Annotated in this window: 14 protein-coding genes; 7 read left to right on the top strand and 7 right to left on the bottom strand. The window is 76.6% G+C overall.

The window, feature by feature from the left end:
• Positions 1-383 precede the first annotated feature (383 nt).
• The gene (locus ACI8AA_RS04025; RefSeq protein ID WP_457043236.1) at positions 384-842 is read right to left on the bottom strand and encodes an NUDIX domain-containing protein; all 459 of its coding nucleotides are present in this window, start codon (positions 840-842) and stop codon (positions 384-386) included.
• A 12-nt stretch (positions 843-854) separates the two neighbouring features.
• A complete protein-coding gene (locus tag ACI8AA_RS04020; protein WP_457043235.1) occupies positions 855-1,391 on the bottom strand; it encodes a hypothetical protein in 537 nt (178 codons plus the stop codon).
• Positions 1,392-1,544: 153 nt separating this feature from the next.
• Here ACI8AA_RS04020 and ACI8AA_RS04015 point away from each other — a divergent pair, with 153 nt between their 5' ends.
• Both ACI8AA_RS04015 and ilvA read left to right on the top strand, forming a co-directional pair.
• Positions 1,545-7,532, top strand: coding sequence for a DUF4011 domain-containing protein (locus ACI8AA_RS04015; RefSeq protein ID WP_457043234.1), 5,988 nt, complete (start codon positions 1,545-1,547; stop codon positions 7,530-7,532).
• 47 nt (positions 7,533-7,579) lie between these two features.
• Complete coding sequence (gene ilvA / locus ACI8AA_RS04010; RefSeq protein ID WP_457043233.1) at positions 7,580-8,881, top strand: threonine ammonia-lyase IlvA; 1,302 nt, start codon at positions 7,580-7,582, stop codon at positions 8,879-8,881.
• On the opposite strand, the gene ACI8AA_RS04005 is transcribed toward ilvA, so the two are convergent.
• On the bottom strand, positions 8,878-11,103 hold the full coding sequence (locus tag ACI8AA_RS04005) for a SpoIIE family protein phosphatase (RefSeq protein ID WP_457043232.1): 2,226 nt from the start codon (positions 11,101-11,103) through the stop codon (positions 8,878-8,880). The two genes, ilvA and ACI8AA_RS04005, sit on opposite strands and share 4 nt — an antisense overlap.
• 11 nt (positions 11,104-11,114) lie before the next feature.
• Entirely contained in the window at positions 11,115-11,465 is a 351-nt protein-coding gene (locus tag ACI8AA_RS04000; protein WP_457043231.1) for an STAS domain-containing protein, read from the bottom strand.
• A 68-nt stretch (positions 11,466-11,533) separates the two neighbouring features.
• Here ACI8AA_RS04000 and ACI8AA_RS03995 point away from each other — a divergent pair, with 68 nt between their 5' ends.
• A complete protein-coding gene (locus tag ACI8AA_RS03995) occupies positions 11,534-11,962 on the top strand; it encodes an ATP-binding protein (protein WP_457043230.1) in 429 nt (142 codons plus the stop codon).
• Between the two features lie 73 nt (positions 11,963-12,035).
• Here the strand turns inward: ACI8AA_RS03995 and ACI8AA_RS03990 are convergent, their stop codons facing one another.
• From ACI8AA_RS03990 to ACI8AA_RS03980, 3 genes are all read right to left on the bottom strand, one after another.
• Positions 12,036-12,632 carry an HD domain-containing protein gene (locus ACI8AA_RS03990; protein WP_457043229.1) on the bottom strand — a complete coding sequence of 199 codons (597 nt, stop codon included), beginning with the start codon at positions 12,630-12,632 and terminating at the stop codon, positions 12,036-12,038.
• A 113-nt stretch (positions 12,633-12,745) separates the two neighbouring features.
• A complete protein-coding gene (locus ACI8AA_RS03985; protein WP_457043228.1) occupies positions 12,746-13,714 on the bottom strand; it encodes a TIGR03557 family F420-dependent LLM class oxidoreductase in 969 nt (322 codons plus the stop codon).
• 125 nt (positions 13,715-13,839) lie between these two features.
• Positions 13,840-14,271 carry an ester cyclase gene (locus ACI8AA_RS03980; protein ID WP_457043227.1) on the bottom strand — a complete coding sequence of 144 codons (432 nt, stop codon included), beginning with the start codon at positions 14,269-14,271 and terminating at the stop codon, positions 13,840-13,842.
• Between the two features lie 242 nt (positions 14,272-14,513).
• Here ACI8AA_RS03980 and ACI8AA_RS03975 point away from each other — a divergent pair, with 242 nt between their 5' ends.
• From ACI8AA_RS03975 to ACI8AA_RS03960, 4 genes are all read left to right on the top strand, one after another.
• The gene (locus ACI8AA_RS03975) at positions 14,514-15,677 is read left to right on the top strand and encodes an RtcB family protein (RefSeq protein WP_457043226.1); all 1,164 of its coding nucleotides are present in this window, start codon (positions 14,514-14,516) and stop codon (positions 15,675-15,677) included.
• 1 nt (position 15,678) lies between these two features.
• Positions 15,679-16,188 (top strand): hypothetical protein, encoded by a 510-nt coding sequence (locus tag ACI8AA_RS03970; protein WP_457043225.1) that lies wholly within the window; start codon positions 15,679-15,681, stop codon positions 16,186-16,188.
• Between the two features lie 90 nt (positions 16,189-16,278).
• Positions 16,279-17,208: an MBL fold metallo-hydrolase gene (locus tag ACI8AA_RS03965; protein ID WP_457043224.1), complete on the top strand. Its 930-nt coding sequence runs from the start codon at positions 16,279-16,281 to the stop codon at positions 17,206-17,208.
• 13 nt (positions 17,209-17,221) lie between these two features.
• The gene (locus tag ACI8AA_RS03960) at positions 17,222-18,139 is read left to right on the top strand and encodes a fumarylacetoacetate hydrolase family protein (RefSeq protein ID WP_457043223.1); all 918 of its coding nucleotides are present in this window, start codon (positions 17,222-17,224) and stop codon (positions 18,137-18,139) included.
• The last annotated feature ends 137 nt before the right edge of the window (positions 18,140-18,276 follow it).

Raw genomic sequence — 18,276 nt, 5'->3', positions numbered from 1 at the left:
GGGACGGGTGTGACGTCTCGTCAGCGATCCGTCACCGAAGCCGGCGACGACGGCGCGGCGGGACCGCTCCCCCACCCCGGGCGGCGGCGCAGGACGGCGGTCGCGACGGGGCGGGACGCGGGCGCGCAGGCCTGGTCAGGGCCACTGTGCGAGGTGCTCAACGGGACCTCCCGGGACGGTGGCCACCGACGATGACGCCACCCGGGCCGTGGCGCGAGGCCCGGCGCACCGGTGGGACGAGACGTCACACGATCGACCCACCCCGTTCCCCCGTCCGGCACCTCGCGGTCGCCGGCGACGGCCGGACGTGCCGTGCGCCGCCTGTCGACCTGACGTCGTCTCGGGGCGCGGGAGACAGCAGCAGGTCGACGAGCGGCGCGGGGTCAGCCGGCGAGCAGGGCCAGCAGCCGGTCGAGGTAGGGCACCTGGCCCTTCACCAGCTTGGCCCGCGCCTCGTCGACGCCGAACCAGGCGGCGCGGTCGATCTCCGGGAACTCCTGCACCCGCCCCGACCGCGGCGGCCACTCGATCGTGAACGTGTTGCTGACCGCGGCGTCCGCGTCGAGGTCACCCTCGCCGGCCCACACGGTGAGCACCTTGCCGCCGGCCCGCAGCTCGCCGAGCGGCACCAGCGACGCCGCCGGCACCGGACTGCCGAGCTCCTCCTCGAACTCGCGGTGCGCGACCGCGAGCGGGTCCTCGCCGTCGGCGTACTCGCCCTTCGGGAACGACCAGGCGCCGTCGTCCTTGCGCGCCCAGAACGGCCCGCCCATGTGGCCGAGCAGCACCTCCACCGACGGCGTGCGCCGGTACAGCATCACCCCCGCGCTGCGTCTCGGCACCGGCTCAGCCTGTCACGGGCAGCGCGGACCCCGGTCGCCGTTGCCCCGGTCGTTGCCGCGGCCGTCCTGGCCCCGGCCCGGCGGGTCGTCGCAGGGGACCTGCGGCTCGGCGGCCGGGACGGGCGCGGCCGTCGTCGTCGCGGCGGGCGCGGTCGACGGGACGGCGGGCGGCACCTCGGCGACCACCTCCGGGACGGCGGCCGCGGAGGTCGGGGACGGCGGAGGCGCGGCCGACGACGGGTGCGGCGACGCCGGGCGCGCGACCGGGTCGGTCGTCGGCGTGGCCGTCCGGACGACGGGCGGCGCGGCGTCCACCGCCGTCCCGCTCACCGCCGGAGCGACCAGCACCGCCAGGCCGCCGACGGCGAGCAGCACCGCGAGCGCCCCGAGCACCGCGAGCCACCGCCGGCGGGCGGCCGACCGCGCCGCCCGGTGCCGCGAGGAGGTGGGCAGCCGGTCGGTGTCGAGCCCGTCGGAGAGCCCGTCGAGGAGGTCCCCGGTGAGGCCGTCGGGCGGGCCGTCGGGCGGGGGCTCGGGAGCGGTGCGCACCCGGCCGAACGTACGGACGGGACGACCCCGTTCCGGCCACCGACCCGCTCCCCCGTGCCCGCCCGGCAACGTCTCGGCCCTCCCGTCACACCCGCCCCAGACGCTCCACGCGGATGACCGGACCGGTCCGTCCGGGCCGGTAGACAGGACGGCATGAGCACCACGGACACCCGCCCGCATCCGCACGACGGGGTCCGGGCTGCCGTGGCGATCTCGGCCACCAGCACGCCGGTGCTCTCCTACGCCCTCGCGCACAACCGCGTCCCGGTCGTGTCGCGGCTGGCGTTCACCAACCACGGCGCGGCGGTCCGCGGCGCCACCGTGCGCCTGGGCGTCCAGGACGCCGAGGGCCCCATCGGCAGCCCGGTCGAGCTGCTGGTCGACCTCGACGCCGGCACCACCACCGTGCTCAGCGACGTCGGCCTGGTCATGGACCCCGCCGCGATGCTGCAGATCGAGGAGCAGCGGCCCGGCTCGATCGAGATCGACGTCGCCGTCGACGGCGTGGACGTCGCCGGCACCGCCGTCCCGGTGCAGGTGCTCGCCGCCAGCCAGTGGCTGGCCACCCCGGTGCCGCTGGCGCTGGAGATGCTCGCCGCGCACGTGCTGCCCAACCACCCCGCGGTCACCGCGCTGCTGGCCGAGGCCGCCGCGGTGCTCGAGGAGCGCACCGCCGACCCGTCGGTGCAGGGCTACCAGGCCGGGCCCGAGCGGGTCGACGAGATCGTCGCCGCGATCGCCGCGGCCGTGCGCGCCCGCGGCATCCGCTACACCGAGCCCCCGGCCAGCTGGGCGGACATCGGCCAGAAGGTGCGCACCCCCGGCGACGTCCTCGACGGCCGGGTCGGCACCTGCCTGGACACCGTCGTCGTGCTGGCCGCCGCGCTCGAGGCCGCCGGCGTCCGGCCGCTGCTGTGGGTGGCCGAGGGGCACGCCTTCCTCGGCTACTGGCGGGAGGAGCGCACCGCGGAGAGCGCGGCCACCACCGACGTCGCGCCGCTGGTCAACCTGGTCGACCTCGGCCTGGTGCGGCTGGTGGAGACGACGCTGCTCACCGGCCGCAGTCCCGAGGAGCCCGACGCCGACCGGCTGCACCGCGCCGCCTACGACGCCTGGCTGCCCGGGGCGCTGGACCGCGTCGTCGGCGTCACCGACGTCCACCGCGCCCGCCGCGACGGCATCCTGCCGCTGCCCGCCCGCACCCGCGGCCCGGACGGCTCGGTGCAGGTCGTCGAGTACCGCGCCGCCGAGCACGACCCCGCCGCCCGCCCGGCCGGCCGGCACGCCGCGCCGGTCGCCGGCGGCCGCACGGGCGTGCCGCCGCGGGTGCAGCAGTGGAAGAACAGCCTCCTCGACCTCAGCCTGCGCAACCGGCTGATCAACTACACCGAGGGCGCCGGCGTGCCGCTGGTCGTTCCCGACGCCTACCTCGCGGGCCTGGCCGACCTGCTCACCGGCGACGACGCCGTCACCCTGCTGCCGGGCGACCGGCTGGCCGCCGTGCACGTCGAGCGCGGCGTGCGGTCGGCCCGCGAGCTGCCGGTCGGCCTGCTCGGCGAGGCGCTGGTCGAGCGGCGTGCTGTGCACGCCGACGTCACCGAGGGCGGCTACCTGCCCCGGCTGCGCGGGCTGGCGCACCGGGCGCGGACCGTCCGCGAGGAGACCGGCGCCAACAACCTCTACGTCGCGATCGGCAGCCTGGCCTGGGAGCTCGACGGCCGGGCGCTGCGCTCGCCGCTGGTGCTGCTGCCGGTGGTCCTCTCCCCCGCCGGCCGCACCGGCGCCTACCGGCTCACCGCCGACGAGTCCTCCGCCGCCAGCCCCAACTGGTGCCTGCTGGAGAAGCTGCGCCAGGTGCACGGCCTGACCGTCCCGGGGCTGGACGGCGAGGGCACCGACGTCGACACCGCGCTGACCGCCGTCCGCCAGGCGCTGGCCGACGCCGGGCTGCCGTTCCGCGTCGAGGCCACCGCCGACCTCGCCGTCCTGCAGTTCGCCAAGTACCGGCTGTGGCGCGACCTCGACGAGCACTGGGCCGAGCTCACCGCCAACCCGCTGGTGCACCACCTCGTGCACGCCCCGACCGAGGCGTTCACCGACCCGGTGCCGGCCGCGGCCGCCGACGTCGACCTCGACGAGCTGGCCGCCCGCTGCCCCGTCCCCGCCGACGCCTCGCAGCTGCGTGCGGTGGCCGAGGGCGTCGCCGGGCGCACGTTCGTGCTCGAGGGCCCGCCCGGCACCGGCAAGTCGCAGACGATCACCAACCTGCTCACCCGCGCGGTCGCCGACGGCAAGCGGGTGCTGTTCGTGGCCGAGAAGCGGGCCGCGCTCGACGTCGTCGCCCGGCGGCTCGAGGCGGTCGGCATGGGCCCGTTCGCCCTCGACCTGCACGACCGGGGCGCCCGCGCCGCGGAGGTCCGCGCCCGGGTGCGCGCGGCGCTGGACCACGCGGTCGCCGTCGACGAGCAGGGCCTGGCCGCCGACGGCGACGACCTGCGCGCCGCCCGCCGCACGCTGGCCCGCTACGCCGACCGGCTGCACGCGCCGAACGCCGCAGGGCTGTCCTACTACTCCGCGCGCACCGCACAGCTCGCGCTCGGCGGCGACGTCCCGCAGCTGCCGGTGCCGCAGACCTTCGCCGCCGCCGCGCCCGCCGCGACGCTGGCCGAGGTGCGCCGCGCGCTGGCGCTGCTGCCCGACGTCGCCGACCTGGTCCGCCCCTCGCCCCGGCACCCCTGGGCGTTCGTCGACACCGCGCGGGTCGACCTGCGCGCCGCCCAGTCCGCGGCCGCCGAGGTCGACGCCGCCATGCGCGCGCTGCCGGCCGAGGAGCACCTGGCGCGGGCGCTGCGCGAGGTGCGCACCCCCGGCGACCTCGACGACCTCGCCCACCTGCTGTCCGGCCCCACGGCGGGCTCCACGATCGGCATGGACGTCCTCGACGAGGTGCCGACCGAGCGCTGGACGACCGCGACGTCGACGGTGCTCGGCGAGGTCGCCGCCTTCGCCTCCGCCGTCCACCCCGGGCTGGAGCTGGCCACCCCCGAGGCGCTGGCGCTGCCGCTGGCCGACCTCTACGTCGCCGCCCAGACCGCGCAGGCCGCCCGCTGGTGGGCCCGCCGGCAGGGGCTGCGCGCGGTGCGCGCGCAGCTCGCGCCGGTGCTGCGCCCGGGCGTCACGGTGAAGCTGCGCGACGTCGCCGAGCTCACCGCCTCGCTGTGGCGGCTGCAGACCGCCGCCGCCGGCATCGCCGCCCGCGCCTCGGTGATCCCCGGGCTGTCGGTGCCGGCCGGCTGGAACCCGCTGCTGGAGCCCACGCTGCTCGACGGGCAGGTCGCCTGGCTGCGCCGCGCCGGCGCGGTCGTCGACAGCGCCCGCGAGTTCGCCGTCGCGCTGCGCCGGTACGTCGTCGCCGGGCCCGGTCCGGACGCCGCCGCGGCCACCGCCGTCCGCCGGCTGCGGGACGGGCTCGACGCCCTGCTGCGGGTCTGCTCCAGCACCCCGGCGGCGCTGGCCGCCTGGTGCGGCGACGACGGCGTGGTGCTGCGCTGGGCGATGACCCGCCCCGAGCGCGGCGTCGAGCACAGCGGCCTGATCTCGCTGCGCCGCTGGGCGGAGTTCCTCGACACCCTGGAGCCGCTGCGCGCCGCCGGGCTGACCGGGGCCCGCGCCGCGCTCGTGTCGGGCCGGCTGCCCGCCGAGGACGCCCCGCGGGCGTTCGAGCACGGCCTGGCCGCCGCGTCGACGGCCGAGCGCCGCGCCGCCACCGGGCTGGACGGCTTCGACGAGGCCGCGCACGGCAAGGCGATCGCCCGCTTCACCGCCGCCTCCCGCGCGGTGCGCCGGCACCTGACCGCCGCGCTGCCGGCCGAGGTGCTCGCCGGCCGGGACCTCGGCGACACCGACGACCGGCTCGGCGCCCTGCAGCGCGAGCTCGGCCGCTCCCGCCGCGGGCCGGGTGTGCGCGCGCTGCTGGCCGAGTACGGCGACCTGGTCACCGCGGTCATGCCGTGCGTTCTGGTCAGCCCCGACTCGGTGGCGCGGTTCTTCCCCGCGGAGGCCGGGCTGTTCGACCTCGTGGTCTTCGACGAGGCCTCGCAGATCCGCGTCGCCGACGCCGTCGGCGCGCTGGGCCGGGCCAGGGCCGCCGTGGTCGTCGGCGACAGCGAGCAGATGCCGCCGACGTCGTTCGCCGAGCCGGTGTCCGTCCTCGACGACGAGCTCGCCGAGCTGCTCGGCACCGCCGTCGAGGACGAGGAGTCGATCCTCTCCGAGTGCGTGCAGGCGCGGGTGCCCCGGCACTGGCTGTCCTGGCACTACCGCAGCCAGGACGAGTCGCTGATCGCGTTCAGCAACGCGCACTACTACGAGAACCGGCTGTCGTCCTTCCCGGCGCCCACCCACGGGCGGCCCTCGGCCGACGTCGACGGCCGCGGCATCTCGCTGGTCCGCGTGCAGGGCACCTTCCACCGCGCCGGCGCCGGCCGGCTGCTGCGCACCAACCCGATGGAGGCCAAGGCCGTCGTCGCCGAGATCCGCCGCCGCTTCGACGCCTCCCCGGACGCGGTGCCGTCGATCGGCGTGGTCACCTTCAACGCCCAGCAGCGGGCCTACATCGAGTCGCTGCTGCGCGACGCCGGCGACGAGCGGCTGGCCGAGGCGCTCGACCGCACCGACGGCGAGGGCCTGTTCGTCAAGAACCTGGAGAACGTGCAGGGCGACGAGCGCGACGTCGTGCTGTTCTCCACCGGCTTCAGCCCCGACGACCGTGGCGTGCTGCCGCTGAACTTCGGCCCGCTCAACCGGGTCGGCGGAGAGCGCCGGCTCAACGTGGCGATCACCCGCGCCCGGCGGCAGGTCGTCGTCTTCTCCTCCTTCGACCCGTCGGCGCTGCGCGCGGAGCAGACCTCGTCGCTGGGCATCAAGCACCTGCGCGCCTACCTCGACCTGGCCGCGCTCGGCACCGACGCGCTGCCCCGCGAGGCCCGGCGGCCGTCGGTGCCCGACCGGCACCGCGAGGAGATCGCCGCGGCGCTGCGCGAGCGGGGGCTGGCGGTGCGCACCGACGTCGGCCTGTCGGAGTTCCGCGTCGACCTGTCCGTGGCCCGGCCCTCCGCGCCGGACAGCCCGGTCGTGGCGGTGCTGCTCGACGGCCCCGAGTGGGCGCGCCGGCGCACCGTCGGCGACCGCGACGGCCTCCCCGTCGAGGTGCTGTCCGGGATGCTCGGCTGGCCCGCCGTCGAGCGGGTGTGGCTGCCCTCGTGGCTGCGCGACCGCGACGCCGTCCTCGACCGCCTGGTCGCCGCGGTGGCCGCGGTCCCCGAGCCGGCGCCCGCTCCCCCGGCCGCCGCGCCGGTCGTGGTGGAGGAGGCCCCGGCCCCCGTCGTCGAGCTCCCCGTCAGCGTGGAGCCCGGGCCCACCGACGACCCGGAGCCCGAGCCGGAGCCGCGCGGGCTGCCGACCCTGCGCTCGATGGTGTCGGCCGCGGTCGCCGCGCTGCCGGTGCCGCGGCACGCGCCGGTCGAGGCCCCGGTGGTCACGACGCCGGTGACCCCGGTGCCGCTGACCGTCGTCCCCGACCCCGTCGAGGAGCCCACGCAGGAGCTGCGCTTCCGCGCGTGGGCGCCCAAGCCCGCGGGCGACCGCAAGGTCCTGGACGGCCTGGCCGACCCGCGCAACGCCCGCCTGGTCAAGCGCGTCCTGACCGCCGGGGTCAGGGCCGAGGGGCCGGTGCACCGCGACCGCCTCGTCCGGCTGGCCGCCGGCGCGTTCGGGCTGACCCGGGTGAGCGAGGCGCGCCGCGACGCGCTGCTGGCCCTGCTGCCCGCGGGCTCGCTCGACGGCGACGTCGTCTGGCCCGAGACGCTGGACCGGGAGACCTGGACCGCGTTCCGCCGCCAGGCCACCAGCGCCGCGCGCCCGCTCGAGCAGGTGCCGGTGCAGGAGGTCGGCAACGCGATGGTCGCGCTGTGCCGCGCGTCCGGCGGGCTGACCCAGGACGAGCTGTTCCTCCGCACCGCCGAGGTGTTCGGCTACCGCCGCCGCACGCCGTCGCTGGCGCCGCTGCTGGCCGAGGCGCTGGCCCGCGTCACCGCCGCCGGCCGCGTCACCGCCGGCGACGACGGCCGCCTCACCGCCTGAGGGCGGCAGAAATGGCCATTCCTGCCGCCGGAGCAGGATGGAGCACCGTGAGCACCGCCGGGACGACCGAGGCAACCGCTGTCCGGGACTTCGCCGCCGACGTGCGCGACGCGGTCGGCCGGCTGGCCGGGGTCGCCGAGCGCACGCCGCTGCAGCGCAACGAACGGCTGTCCGCGCTCACCGGCGCCGACGTCTGGCTCAAGCGGGAGGACCTGCAGGTCGGCCGCTCGTACAAGGTCCGCGGCGCGTACAACACGATCAGCCGCCTCGACGACGCCGCCCGCGCCGCCGGGGTCGTCTGCGCGAGCGCCGGCAACCACGGCCAGGGCGTCGCGTACGCCTGCCGGGCGCTCGGCGTGCGCGGCGCGGTCGTCGTCCCGGGCACGACGCCGCGGCAGAAGCGCGCCCGCATCCAGGCCCTCGGCGGGGACACCGTCGAGCTGGTCGTCACCGGCGACACCTACGACGACGCCGCGGCCGCCGCCGCGGCGCACGCCCGCGCGACCGGCGCCACGCTGGTGCCGGCATTCGACGCCTGGCCGGTCGTCGTCGGGCAGGCGACCGTCGCCGTGGAGGTGCTCGACCAGCTCGGCGGCCGCGCGCCCGACGTCGTCGTCCTGCCGCTGGGCGGCGGCGGGCTGCTGGCCGGCTGCGGCACCTGGCTCGCGCAGGCCGCCCCCGGCACCCGGCTGGTCGGGGTGGAGCCGGCGGGCGCGGCGAGCATGGCCGCGGCGCTGGCCGCCGGGCGGCCGGTCGAGCTGGCCGAGATCGACACCTTCGTCGACGGCGCCGCGGTCCGGCGGGCCGGGGCGGTCACCCACCCGCTGGTGCGCGACTGCGGCGCCGAGCTGGTCACCGTCCCCGAGGGGCAGGTCTGCACCGAGATGCTCGACCTCTACCAGGTCGACGGGATCATCGCCGAGCCCGCGGGCGCGCTGGCGTCGGCCGCGCTCACCGGCGGCACCGTGCGGGTCGAGCCGGGGCAGACGGTGGTCTGCGTGCTGTCCGGCGGCAACAACGACGTCAGCCGGTACGCCGAGGTCATCGAGCGCTCCCTGGTGCACCGGGGGCTCAAGCACTACTTCCTCGTCGAGTTCCCCCAGGAGCCCGGCGCGCTGCGCCGCTTCCTCGACGACGTCCTCGGCCCCGAGGACGACATCGTGCTGTTCGAGTACGTCAAGCGGGACGACCGGGAGACCGGCGCCGCGCTCACCGGCATCGAGCTCGGCGCCGCCTCCGCGCTGCCCGGCCTGCTCGACCGGATCGCGGCCAGCCCGCTGCGCATCCAGCACCTGGCGCCGGACACCCCGGCCTACCGCTACCTCGTCCGCGGCGGCGCCCCGGGCTAGACCCGGGCCAGCCCCACCACGGTGACGTCGTCGGTGCCCGCCGGGTCCAGCGCCGCGACGACGCCGTCCACGACCTCCTGCGGCTCCCCGGCGAGCCGCGCCACCGCCGCGCGCACCGCCTCCATGCCCTCGGGCAGCGGGCGGTCGCGCCGCTCGACCAGCCCGTCGCTGTAGAGCAGCAGCCGGTCGCCGGCGTCCAGCCGCAGCCCCACCTCGGGGAAGTCGGCGTCGTCGAGCAGGCCCAGCGCCGGCCCGCGGCCGTCGGTGACCAGCCGCGCGGCGCCGTCGCGGGCGTGCACGGCGGGCAGGTGCCCGGCGTTGGCCAGCGCCAGCTCGCCGCCGGCCGGGTCGAGCTGGGCCACGAGGGCGGTGGCCATCTCCCCCGGCAGCAGCGCCGCGACCAGCCGGTTGAGCTCGGCCAGCGCCGCGGCCGGGCCCTCGTCGCGCAGCAGCGCGGCGCGCAGCGCGTGCCGCAGCTGGGCGGTCACCGAGGCGGCGGCCAGGCCGTGCCCGGCGACGTCGCCGAGCACCACGGCCAGCCGGCCGCTGGGCAGCGGCACCAGGTCGTACCAGTCGCCGCCGACGACGTCGGCCTCGCTCGGCCGGTAGCGGGCGCCGAGCGCGACGCCGGGCACCTTGGGCAGCTCCTCCAGCAGCAGGGTGCGCTGCAGCGCGGCCGAGAGCCGGTCGTCCTCGCCGGCGCGGGCGAGCACCGCCTCGCCGAGGTGGGTGGCCAGCGCCCGGGCGGCGTCGACCTCGTGCGCGTGCCACGGGCGGGCGGTGCCGCGCACGGTCTCGGTCCAGCGGGCGAACGAGCGGCGCGGGGACAGCCGCCCGTCGGTGACCTTCGACGTGCCCGGGTCGCCGCCCCAGCTGACCTCGCGCGGGGTCTCGGGGCGGAACCAGGCGAGGAAGTCGCCGCGCCCGCCGCCGACCTCGACGGCGAGCACGCCGCTGGCGTCGTCGGCGAGGTCGTCGAAGCCGGGCAGCGCGAGGGTGAGCCGGTCGGTGGCGCCGCCGGCCCGCAGCACCGCGGGGACGACGGCGGCGACCCGGTCGGCCGGCGGGGTGCGGCCGAGCAGGCGCAGCCGCCCGTCGAGGCGGACCGCGGCGCCGGCGGCGGGCAGCAGGTCCAGCGCGGTGAGGTCGCCGTCGACGAGCGCGGCCGCGGGGGTGCGCGGCGTGCGGCCGATCGCGGCCACCAGCTCCGCCTCCCGCTGCGCGACGGCGACCACCCGGTCGCGCTCGCCGGCCTCGACGGTGGTGTGCAGCAGCAGCGAGGCGGTGCGGCCGAGGAACTCCGCGGCGGTGCGGTCGGCGTAGGAGGGGCGGTGCGCGCCGCTGTAGCCGTGGCAGGAGATGAGCCCCCACAGCCTGCCGCGGTCGACGAGCGACACCGACATCGACGCGGTGACGCCCATGTTGGCCAGGTACTCCAGGTGCACCGGCGAGACGCTGCGCAGCATCGCGCCGGACAGGTCCAGCGGCCGCCCCGTCCCGGGCACCAGCGGCGGCTCGAGCGGCACCGGCGTGTACGTGGCGTCGGGGATCAGCCGCATCCAGTTGGTGGCGTACAGGGCGCGGGCCTGGGCGGGGATGTCACTGGCCGGGTAGTGCAGGCCGAGGAAGGGCTCGAGGTCCGGCCGCCGGTCCTCGGCGACCACCTCGCCGTTCCACTCGGCGTCGAAGCGGTAGACCATCACCCGGTCGAAGCCGGTCAGCGCCCGCACCTCGCGGGCCAGCACGGCGGTCAGCCCCTCCAGCGACGTCGGCGCGGACAGCCGCTGCAGCACGGTCGGCAGCCGCCGGTGCCAGGCCGCGCCGGCCTGCTCGGCGCCGGCGACCGGCTCCCACTCGGTGACCAGCAGGTCGCCGCTGCGGGAGAGGACCAGGTCCAGCTCGGTGCCGGCGGGCGCCACCCGCAGCGGGTCGGCCTCGGCGAGGTCCGCGGCCAGCGCCGCCCGCAGCCGGTCGAGCTCGGCGGGGGTCAGCAGGTCGGCCAGCGTGCGGCCGGTGGGGTCGGTGCCGAGGACGTCGGCGGCGTTGGCCGAGGCGACGACGACGGCCAGGTCGGGCTCGGTGACGGCGAGCAGCGCGCCGTGCGGCTGGATCGCGCCGGGGACGGCGATCGGTTCCTCGGCGCAGCGGGCGAGCGCCTCGTCGTCGACCCGGCTGCGGAGCGGGTCGGGAGCCGGGGACGGGAGGATCGGGGCGGCGCTCATCGCGGCCGACCCTACGACCCGACCTCCCCGTCGCTCAGGCTCGCCGTCTCGACCACCGGCACCAGGCGGGACAGGTCCAGCAGGTCGATGACCATGCGCACCGGCTGGTTGTCCCGCGGGCAGACGACCTGCAGCGCGGTTCCGGCCGCGGCGGCCTGCTTGGCGGCACGGACCAGCTGCCGGGCGCCGGAGGAGTCCATGAAGACGGTGGCGGTCAGGTCGATGACCAGGGACCGCGGGTGGGTGGCCAGTTCGTCGTCGACGTACGCGGCGAGGAGCGCCACCGTGGCGATGTCGAGTTCACCGCGTACCCTCAGCGCGGGCCGCCCGTTCACCGCCACGCGGTCGACGGCGAACAGCACGATCAGGCTCCCTCGGTACCCGGAACGGACCCGAGGAGCGTACGCGCCGTCACGGGAAGGGGCCCGGCATGGACATCGCGTTCACCGTCCGGCTGCCCGTCGACGTCGACAGCGTGCCCTTCGTCCGCGGCCTGTGCCGGCAGGCGCTCGAGCACCTGCGGATCGAGCAGGCCGTCGTCGAGGAGACGACGCTCGCGCTCACCGAGGCGTGCGCGAACGTCGTCCAGCACGCCGGGGACCACGCCGGGTACCAGGTGTCGGTGGAGATCGACCGGGCGCTGTGCCGGATCACCGTGGTCGACGACGGCACCGGCTTCGACCTCACGGAGGCGGCCACCCGGCCGGGCCTCGACGGCGAGCGCGGCGCGGGGCTCACGCTCATGCAGGCGCTGGTCGACCGGCTGGACTTCCGCCTCGACCCCGAGGGCCGGCACTGCGTCAGCCTGGAGAAGCGGCTGAACAGCCGCCCGTCGCTGCGCCTGCTCGACCGCGGCTGACGACGGACCCACCGCTCCTGCGGACGCTCGTGCTCTGCACACACCTGTGTGCAGAGCACGAGCTCGCGCGGGACTAGGTGTCCAGCAGGTTGGCGCGGGCGCGGGCGGCGAAGCCGTTCGCCGAGAACCGGCCGGCGAGCGAGTCCGGCTTGCGGCGGGCCTGGTCCTCGAAGCAGGCGACGAACTCGCCGATGAGGCCCAGTCGCGGGTACCCGGCGAGGACGGCGGCGCGCAGGTCGGCGGGCCAGGCGTGCGGGTCGCGGCCGGAGATGTCGAGACCGGTGGCCAGCTCCAGCAGGTGCCCCTCCGGGTCGGCGGCGACGTCGACCTCCGGCGCCATGTGCGCCACGACGATCTCGGCGACCCGGCGCCGTCGCGCGGCCGGCCAGCCCGCCCCCGCGGCGAACACCCAGCCGACCGCCCCGCCGGCCTGCTCGAACGGCACGGTCGCGCTGTCGAAGACCGGCTCCAGGCCGAGGTCGTGCACCATCGCCGCGACGAACAGCAGCTCGTCGTCGAACGCGATGCCGTGCCGGGCGGCGTGGTCGGCGGCCCACAGGTAGGAGCGCAGGCAGTGGTTCACCAGCGCCGGTGAGCTGAACTCCTGCACCACCTCCCGTGCGAGGCGGCAGGCGGTGGTGTCGGGAAGGGCGGGGAGGGAGGCGGTCACGGTCGGCGAGTGTGCCGCCGCCGGGACCGCCGTCGGGCCCTCCTCCCCGCCCGCCGCGCACCCTGGCAGGCCCCTTGCGGAACCCGGCAGGGACCGTGTCCTGACGAGGGCCGTCACGCCGAGGGCGTGAGCTCCTTGACCCGCTCGATGAGCCCGCCCGCGCAGGCGTCGATGAACCCGTCGGGGTCCGGGCCGACGTTCTGCAGGACGAGGTGGTCGAAGCCGGCGTCGACGTAGGGCTGCGCCTGCTGCACGTGCACGTCGAGGTCGGGGCCGACGGAGAACTGGCCACGGATGTCCTCGGCCTTCACCGTCCGGCTGGCGGCGTCGAAGTTGACCGGGTTGGGCAGCTCGCTCATGACCTTCCAGCCGGTGAGCGCCCAGCGGCTGGTCTTCAGCGCCTCCTCGACGGCGGACTCCTCGTCCTGCGCCCACGCCATCGGCACCTCGGCGTAGAGCGGGCCCTTGCCGCCGGCGTCGCGGAAGGCAGCGACGAGGTCCTCGCGTGGCTCGGTGGCGAACAGCCCGTCGCCGTACTCCGCGGCCAGCTCCGAGGCGTTGTGCCCGCCGCTGGCCACCGCGATGACCGGGAGCTCGTCGGGCAGGTCGAACACCCGGGCGTCCTCGAGCTGCAGGTACCTGCCCTCGAAGGTCTGGTAGCCGCCCTGCCAGAGCAGCCGGATGATCTGCAGCGCCTCGCGGAGCATCTCGTGCCGCACGTGCACCGCCGGCCAGCCGGTGCCGACGACGTGCTCGTTGAGCCGCTCCCCCGCGCCGATGCCGAGGGTGAACCGGCCCTCGGCGAGGATCTGCACCGTGGCCGCGGCCTGGGCGATGACCGCCGGGTGGTACCGGATGATCGGGCAGGTCACGCCGGTGACCAGGCCGATCCGCTCGGTCTTCGCGGCCATCGCGCCGAGCATCGACCAGGTGAAGCCGCTGTGCCCCTGGACGTCGAGCCACGGGTGGTAGTGGTCGCTCATCTCGACGAAGTCGAAGCCCGCCTCCTCGGCGCGCACCGTCTGGCGGACGATCTCCTCGGGCGGGAAGGCCTCGGTGGCGAGTTTCAGTCCGACCTGCATCGCGTGCGTCCTCACTGTCGGGTCCAGCGGTCGCACGAGGGCTGCCCGGGCCCGGCGGAACGAAAACGGCACGCCGGGGTCCCGGACCGCCGCTGCCGGCGGACCGGGACGCCCGTCCCCGCGGCTCAGACCGGGACGACGTCGACCCGCAGCCCGAGCTGCTGCAGGAGGGTGAGCTGGTCGAAGTAGCCGACCACGCGCGTGATGCCCTCCGGCCCGGCCTCGACCAGGTCGACCCCGGGCAGCTCGCAGCGGCGTTCGGTCGGCGCCTGCAGGCCCGGCAGCACGCCGCTGTTGGTGCCCTGGATGCGCCAGCGGACGTACGCCCGGGAGCCCTCGCCGACCAGGTCCTCGACGGTCAGCGTCAGGTCGGGGAAGGCCGCCAGAAAGCCGGACACGAACCCGGCGACCGCGCCCTTCGGCAGGGGCTCCGGCAACGAGGGGTCGGTGTAGACGCCGTCGTCGGCGAAGGTCGCGGCGACGGCGTCCCCGTCGTGGTCCTGCCAGCCGCGCAGGTACCGCTCGGCCAGCTCGGCGGCGCTGAGTGTCGTGGTCATCCCGGTCTCCCCTCGGACGGTGGGCGGGGCACCGCGGCGCGGACGGGGGCCGCCGCGCGCCACGGCGAGGTGGTCGCGCGAGGGCGCCGAGGCTAGTGCCGCGCCGCCCGGAAGCCGAGGGAGTTCCCCGCGGCGGGGTCCCCGGGTAATCCGCTCGCGCTGCGCGAGCCGAGCGCGTTGACTGCCCCGGCCCTCCGTTCGACCGCGGGGACCGGGCCCTGCACCCACAGAGAGAAAGGACGATGGAGAAGATCAGCGAGAGGCTGCTCAGCTGGGCGTCGATCCTCGAGGACGCCACCCGCGAGCAGGCCGAGCGCACCGCCTCGCTCCCGTTCATCCACCCGCACGTGGCGCTCATGCCCGACGCCCACCTGGGGCTCGGCGCGACCGTCGGCTCGGTCATCCCGACCGACGGCGCGATCATCCCGGCGGCGGTCGGCGTGGACATCGGCTGCGGGATGATGGCCGTGCGCACCCAGTTCACCGGCGACGACGTCCGCGGCCGCGACCTGGGTGTGCTGCACGAGCAGATCGCCCGCGCCGTGCCGCTGTCGGCCGGCCGCGCCAACCGGAAGGTGCGCGACACGGCCGCGCCGCGGGTCGAGGAGCTCCGCGGCCTGCCGGGCGCCGACCAGGCCGACGGCGTCGTGCGCGACTGGCCGCTGCAGCTGGGCTCGCTCGGCTCGGGCAACCACTTCATCGAGGTGTCCCTCGACGAGGCCGACCGGGTGTGGCTGTTCCTGCACTCGGGCTCGCGGGGCGTCGGCAACAAGCTGGCGTCCAAGCACATCCGGGTGGCGCAGGAGCGGACGCGGGCCCGCGGCGTCGTCGTCCCCGACCGCGACCTCGCCTACCTGGCGGAGGGCGAGCCGGAGTTCGACGCCTACATCGAGGCGCTGCGCTGGGCGCAGCGGTTCGCCGCGCTCAACCGCGAGGAGATGATGGACCGCGTCGCCGACCAGGTGTCCCGGTTCCTGACCGAGGAGGTGCGGCGCGAGCAGGTGGTCCAGTGCCACCACAACTACACCGAGCGGGAGACCCACTACGGGCGCGAGGTGTGGCTGTCCCGCAAGGGCGCGATCGCCGCGCGCCCCGGCCAGTGGGGGCTCATCCCGGGCTCGATGGGCGCGGCGTCCTACGTCGTCGTCGGCAAGGGCGACGCCGCGTCGCTCACCTCCGCGCCGCACGGCGCCGGGCGGGCGTTCTCCCGGTCGGCCGCGCGCAAGCGGTTCAGCCGGGCCGACCTCGACCGGCGGATGAGCGGCATCGCCTGGGGCCGCTCGGACGCCTTCCTCGACGAGCACCCCGAGGCGTACAAGAGCATTGACGTTGTGATGTCAGACGCTGCTGATCTAGTGGAGGTGAAGCACCAACTGCGGCAGATCGTGAACGTGAAGGGCGACTGATGTGGATGCTTTCCTGCCGTACTTCGCCGGGTTCTTCGACGGCGAGGGGAGCATCGGCATCTACGGGAACGGCAACAAGGTGCGTCCCGGCCGCACACTCCGTGTCCAGGTGACCCAGCGGGCTACGCCTCGGTCGACGGACCTGCTGAAGAAGTGTCAGACCCGTTGGGGTGGCTCGCTTTCCCTCATGAACCGGCAGCACGCGAACCAAGCCTGGAACTGGCAGGCAAGCGCGGGTAGTGGCGTGCGCGTACTCCAGGACATCCGGCCTTGGCTGTACATCAAGGCTGCTGAGGCGGACATCGCTCTGGCCTACTGGGAACAGCGGTCTGCAGTCACCCGCGGCGCGAATGGACGGTGGCTGGCCCTCGATGAAGCGGATCGACTTCTGGGCGAACACGCGGAGGCCGCGCTCAAGGCCGCCAAGCGTGAAAACGCGCGATCGGATGGTGAGCTGGAAACCGCCCTGCAGATCGTCGAGCAGCTCGAATCGGAGGACGGACCTCTGTGAGACATCTGTCCCGTCGGCAAGGTGCTGTCCCCGAGCACGAGCATGCTCCGCGACTTCCCCGCACAGCCGCGAACCCAGCACAGTGACCCGGTGACGACGTCGATCGAGGCCGCGGCGCTCGAGCAGGTGGCGCCCGGCGTCTTCGCCTACGTGCAGCCCGACGGCAGCTGGATGATCAACAACACCGGCGTGGTCACCGGCGACGACGGCACGGGGCTGATGGTGGACACCACCTCGACCGAGGCCCGCAACCGCGCGCTGCTGGCCGCCGTCGGGTCGGTGGCGCCGGGCCGGCTGCGGGCGCTGGTGAACACCCACCACCACGGCGACCACACCTTCGGCAACTGGCTGGTGCCCGCCGAGACCCCGGTGGTCGGGCACGTGCACGCGCGGGAGGACCAGCTCGCCGCCGGGCTGCTGGCCGCGCGGGTGCTCACCGGCCCCGACTACGGGCACCTGGAGGTGCGCCCGCCCGACCTGACGTTCACCGGCGCGCTGACGCTGCACCTCGGCGAGCGGGCGGTGGAGCTGCACGCGGTCGGGCCGGCGCACACGCGCGGCGACGTCGTCGTGTGGCTGCCCGAGCAGCGGGTGGCCTTCGCGGGCGACATCGCCTTCGCCGGCGGCCAGCCGTTCCTCGCCGAGGGCAGCGTGGCCGGCTACCCGCGGGCGATCGAGGCGCTGCGCGCGCTGCAGCCCGACGTGCTGGTGCCCGGGCACGGCCCGGTGTGCCGCGGCGAGGAGGTCCCCCGGCTGCTCGACGACCTCGCCGGCTACGCCACCTTCGTCGACGCGACCGCGCGCGAGGGGCACGCGGCCGGGTGGTCGCCGCTGGAGACCGCCCGCCGGCACGCGGACAACCCGTACGCCGGGTGGCAGGAGTCGGAGCGGCTGGTGGGCAACCTGCACCGCGCCTACGCCGAGCTCGACGGGCGCCCCCCGGGCGAGCGGCTGCCGCTGACCGCTATCTGGCCGGACATGGTGGCGTTCCACGGCGGCCCCATCGGCTGCCGGGCGTGAGGGAGGAGAGCTGATGCGCTGGGTCACCTACGTCTCGCCGTCCGACGGCGCGGAGCGGGCCGGGCTGCTGCGCGACGGGCGGGTGCACGGGTTCGACGCCGCGCTGGTCGACCTGCTCCCCGACCTCGCCGCGGCGGCCGGGCGCACCCCGGCCGAGGTGGTGCCGGAGGACGGGCTGGTGCTGCGGGCGCCGGTGCCGCGGCCGCCGTCGGTCCGCGACTTCCTGTCCTTCGAGCAGCACGCGCGCAACGCCGCCGCCGCGTTCGGCCGGGAGGTCTCGCCGGTCTGGTTCCGGCAGCCGGTCTTCTACTTCACCAACCCGGCGGCGGTGCGCGGGTCCGGCGAGCCGGTGCCGGTCTCCCCCGGCTCCGCGGCGTTCGACTACGAGGTGGAGGTCGCCGCGGTCGTCGGCCGGGGCGGGTCGGACCTCACGCCGGAGCAGGCCGAGGCCGCGATCGCCGGCTACACGGTGTTCGTCGACTGGAGCGCCCGCGACGTGCAGGGCGTGGAGTCCCAGGTCGGCCTGGGCCCCGCCAAGGGCAAGGACGGCGCGACGACGCTCGGCCCGGTCCTCGTCACGCCCGACGAGCTCGAGCCGTACCGCTCCGGCGCCGGCTACGCGCTGCGGATGGCGGCCGCGGTCGACGGTGTCAAGCAGGGCGGTGGCAGCTGGGCCGACGTGCGCTGGTCGTTCGGGCAGATGCTCGCCTACGCCTCGCGGGGCACCGAGCTGCGGCCGGGCGACGTCGTCGGCAGCGGCACGGTCGGCACCGGCTGCCTGCTGGAGCTGCGGTCGCTGCACGGCGAGGAGCGGCACCCGTGGCTGCGGCCGGGCGTGGAGGTCGCGGTGACGGTCGAGCGGGTCGGCACGGTGACCGCGCCGATCGTCGCGGGGCCGGATCCCGTGCCGCTGGGTCCCCCGGCGTCCTGACCTGACGCGCGGTGGGGGGGGGGGGGGGGGGGGGGGGGGGGGGGGGGGGGGGGGGGGGGGGGGGGGGGGGGGGGGGGGGGGGGGGGGGGGGGGGGGGGGGGGGGGGGGGGGGGGGGGGGGGGGGGGGGGGGGGGGGG

This window comes from Geodermatophilus sp. SYSU D01180 (genome assembly GCF_054050415.1).
This window is presented reverse-complemented; position numbering and strand designations above follow the sequence as displayed.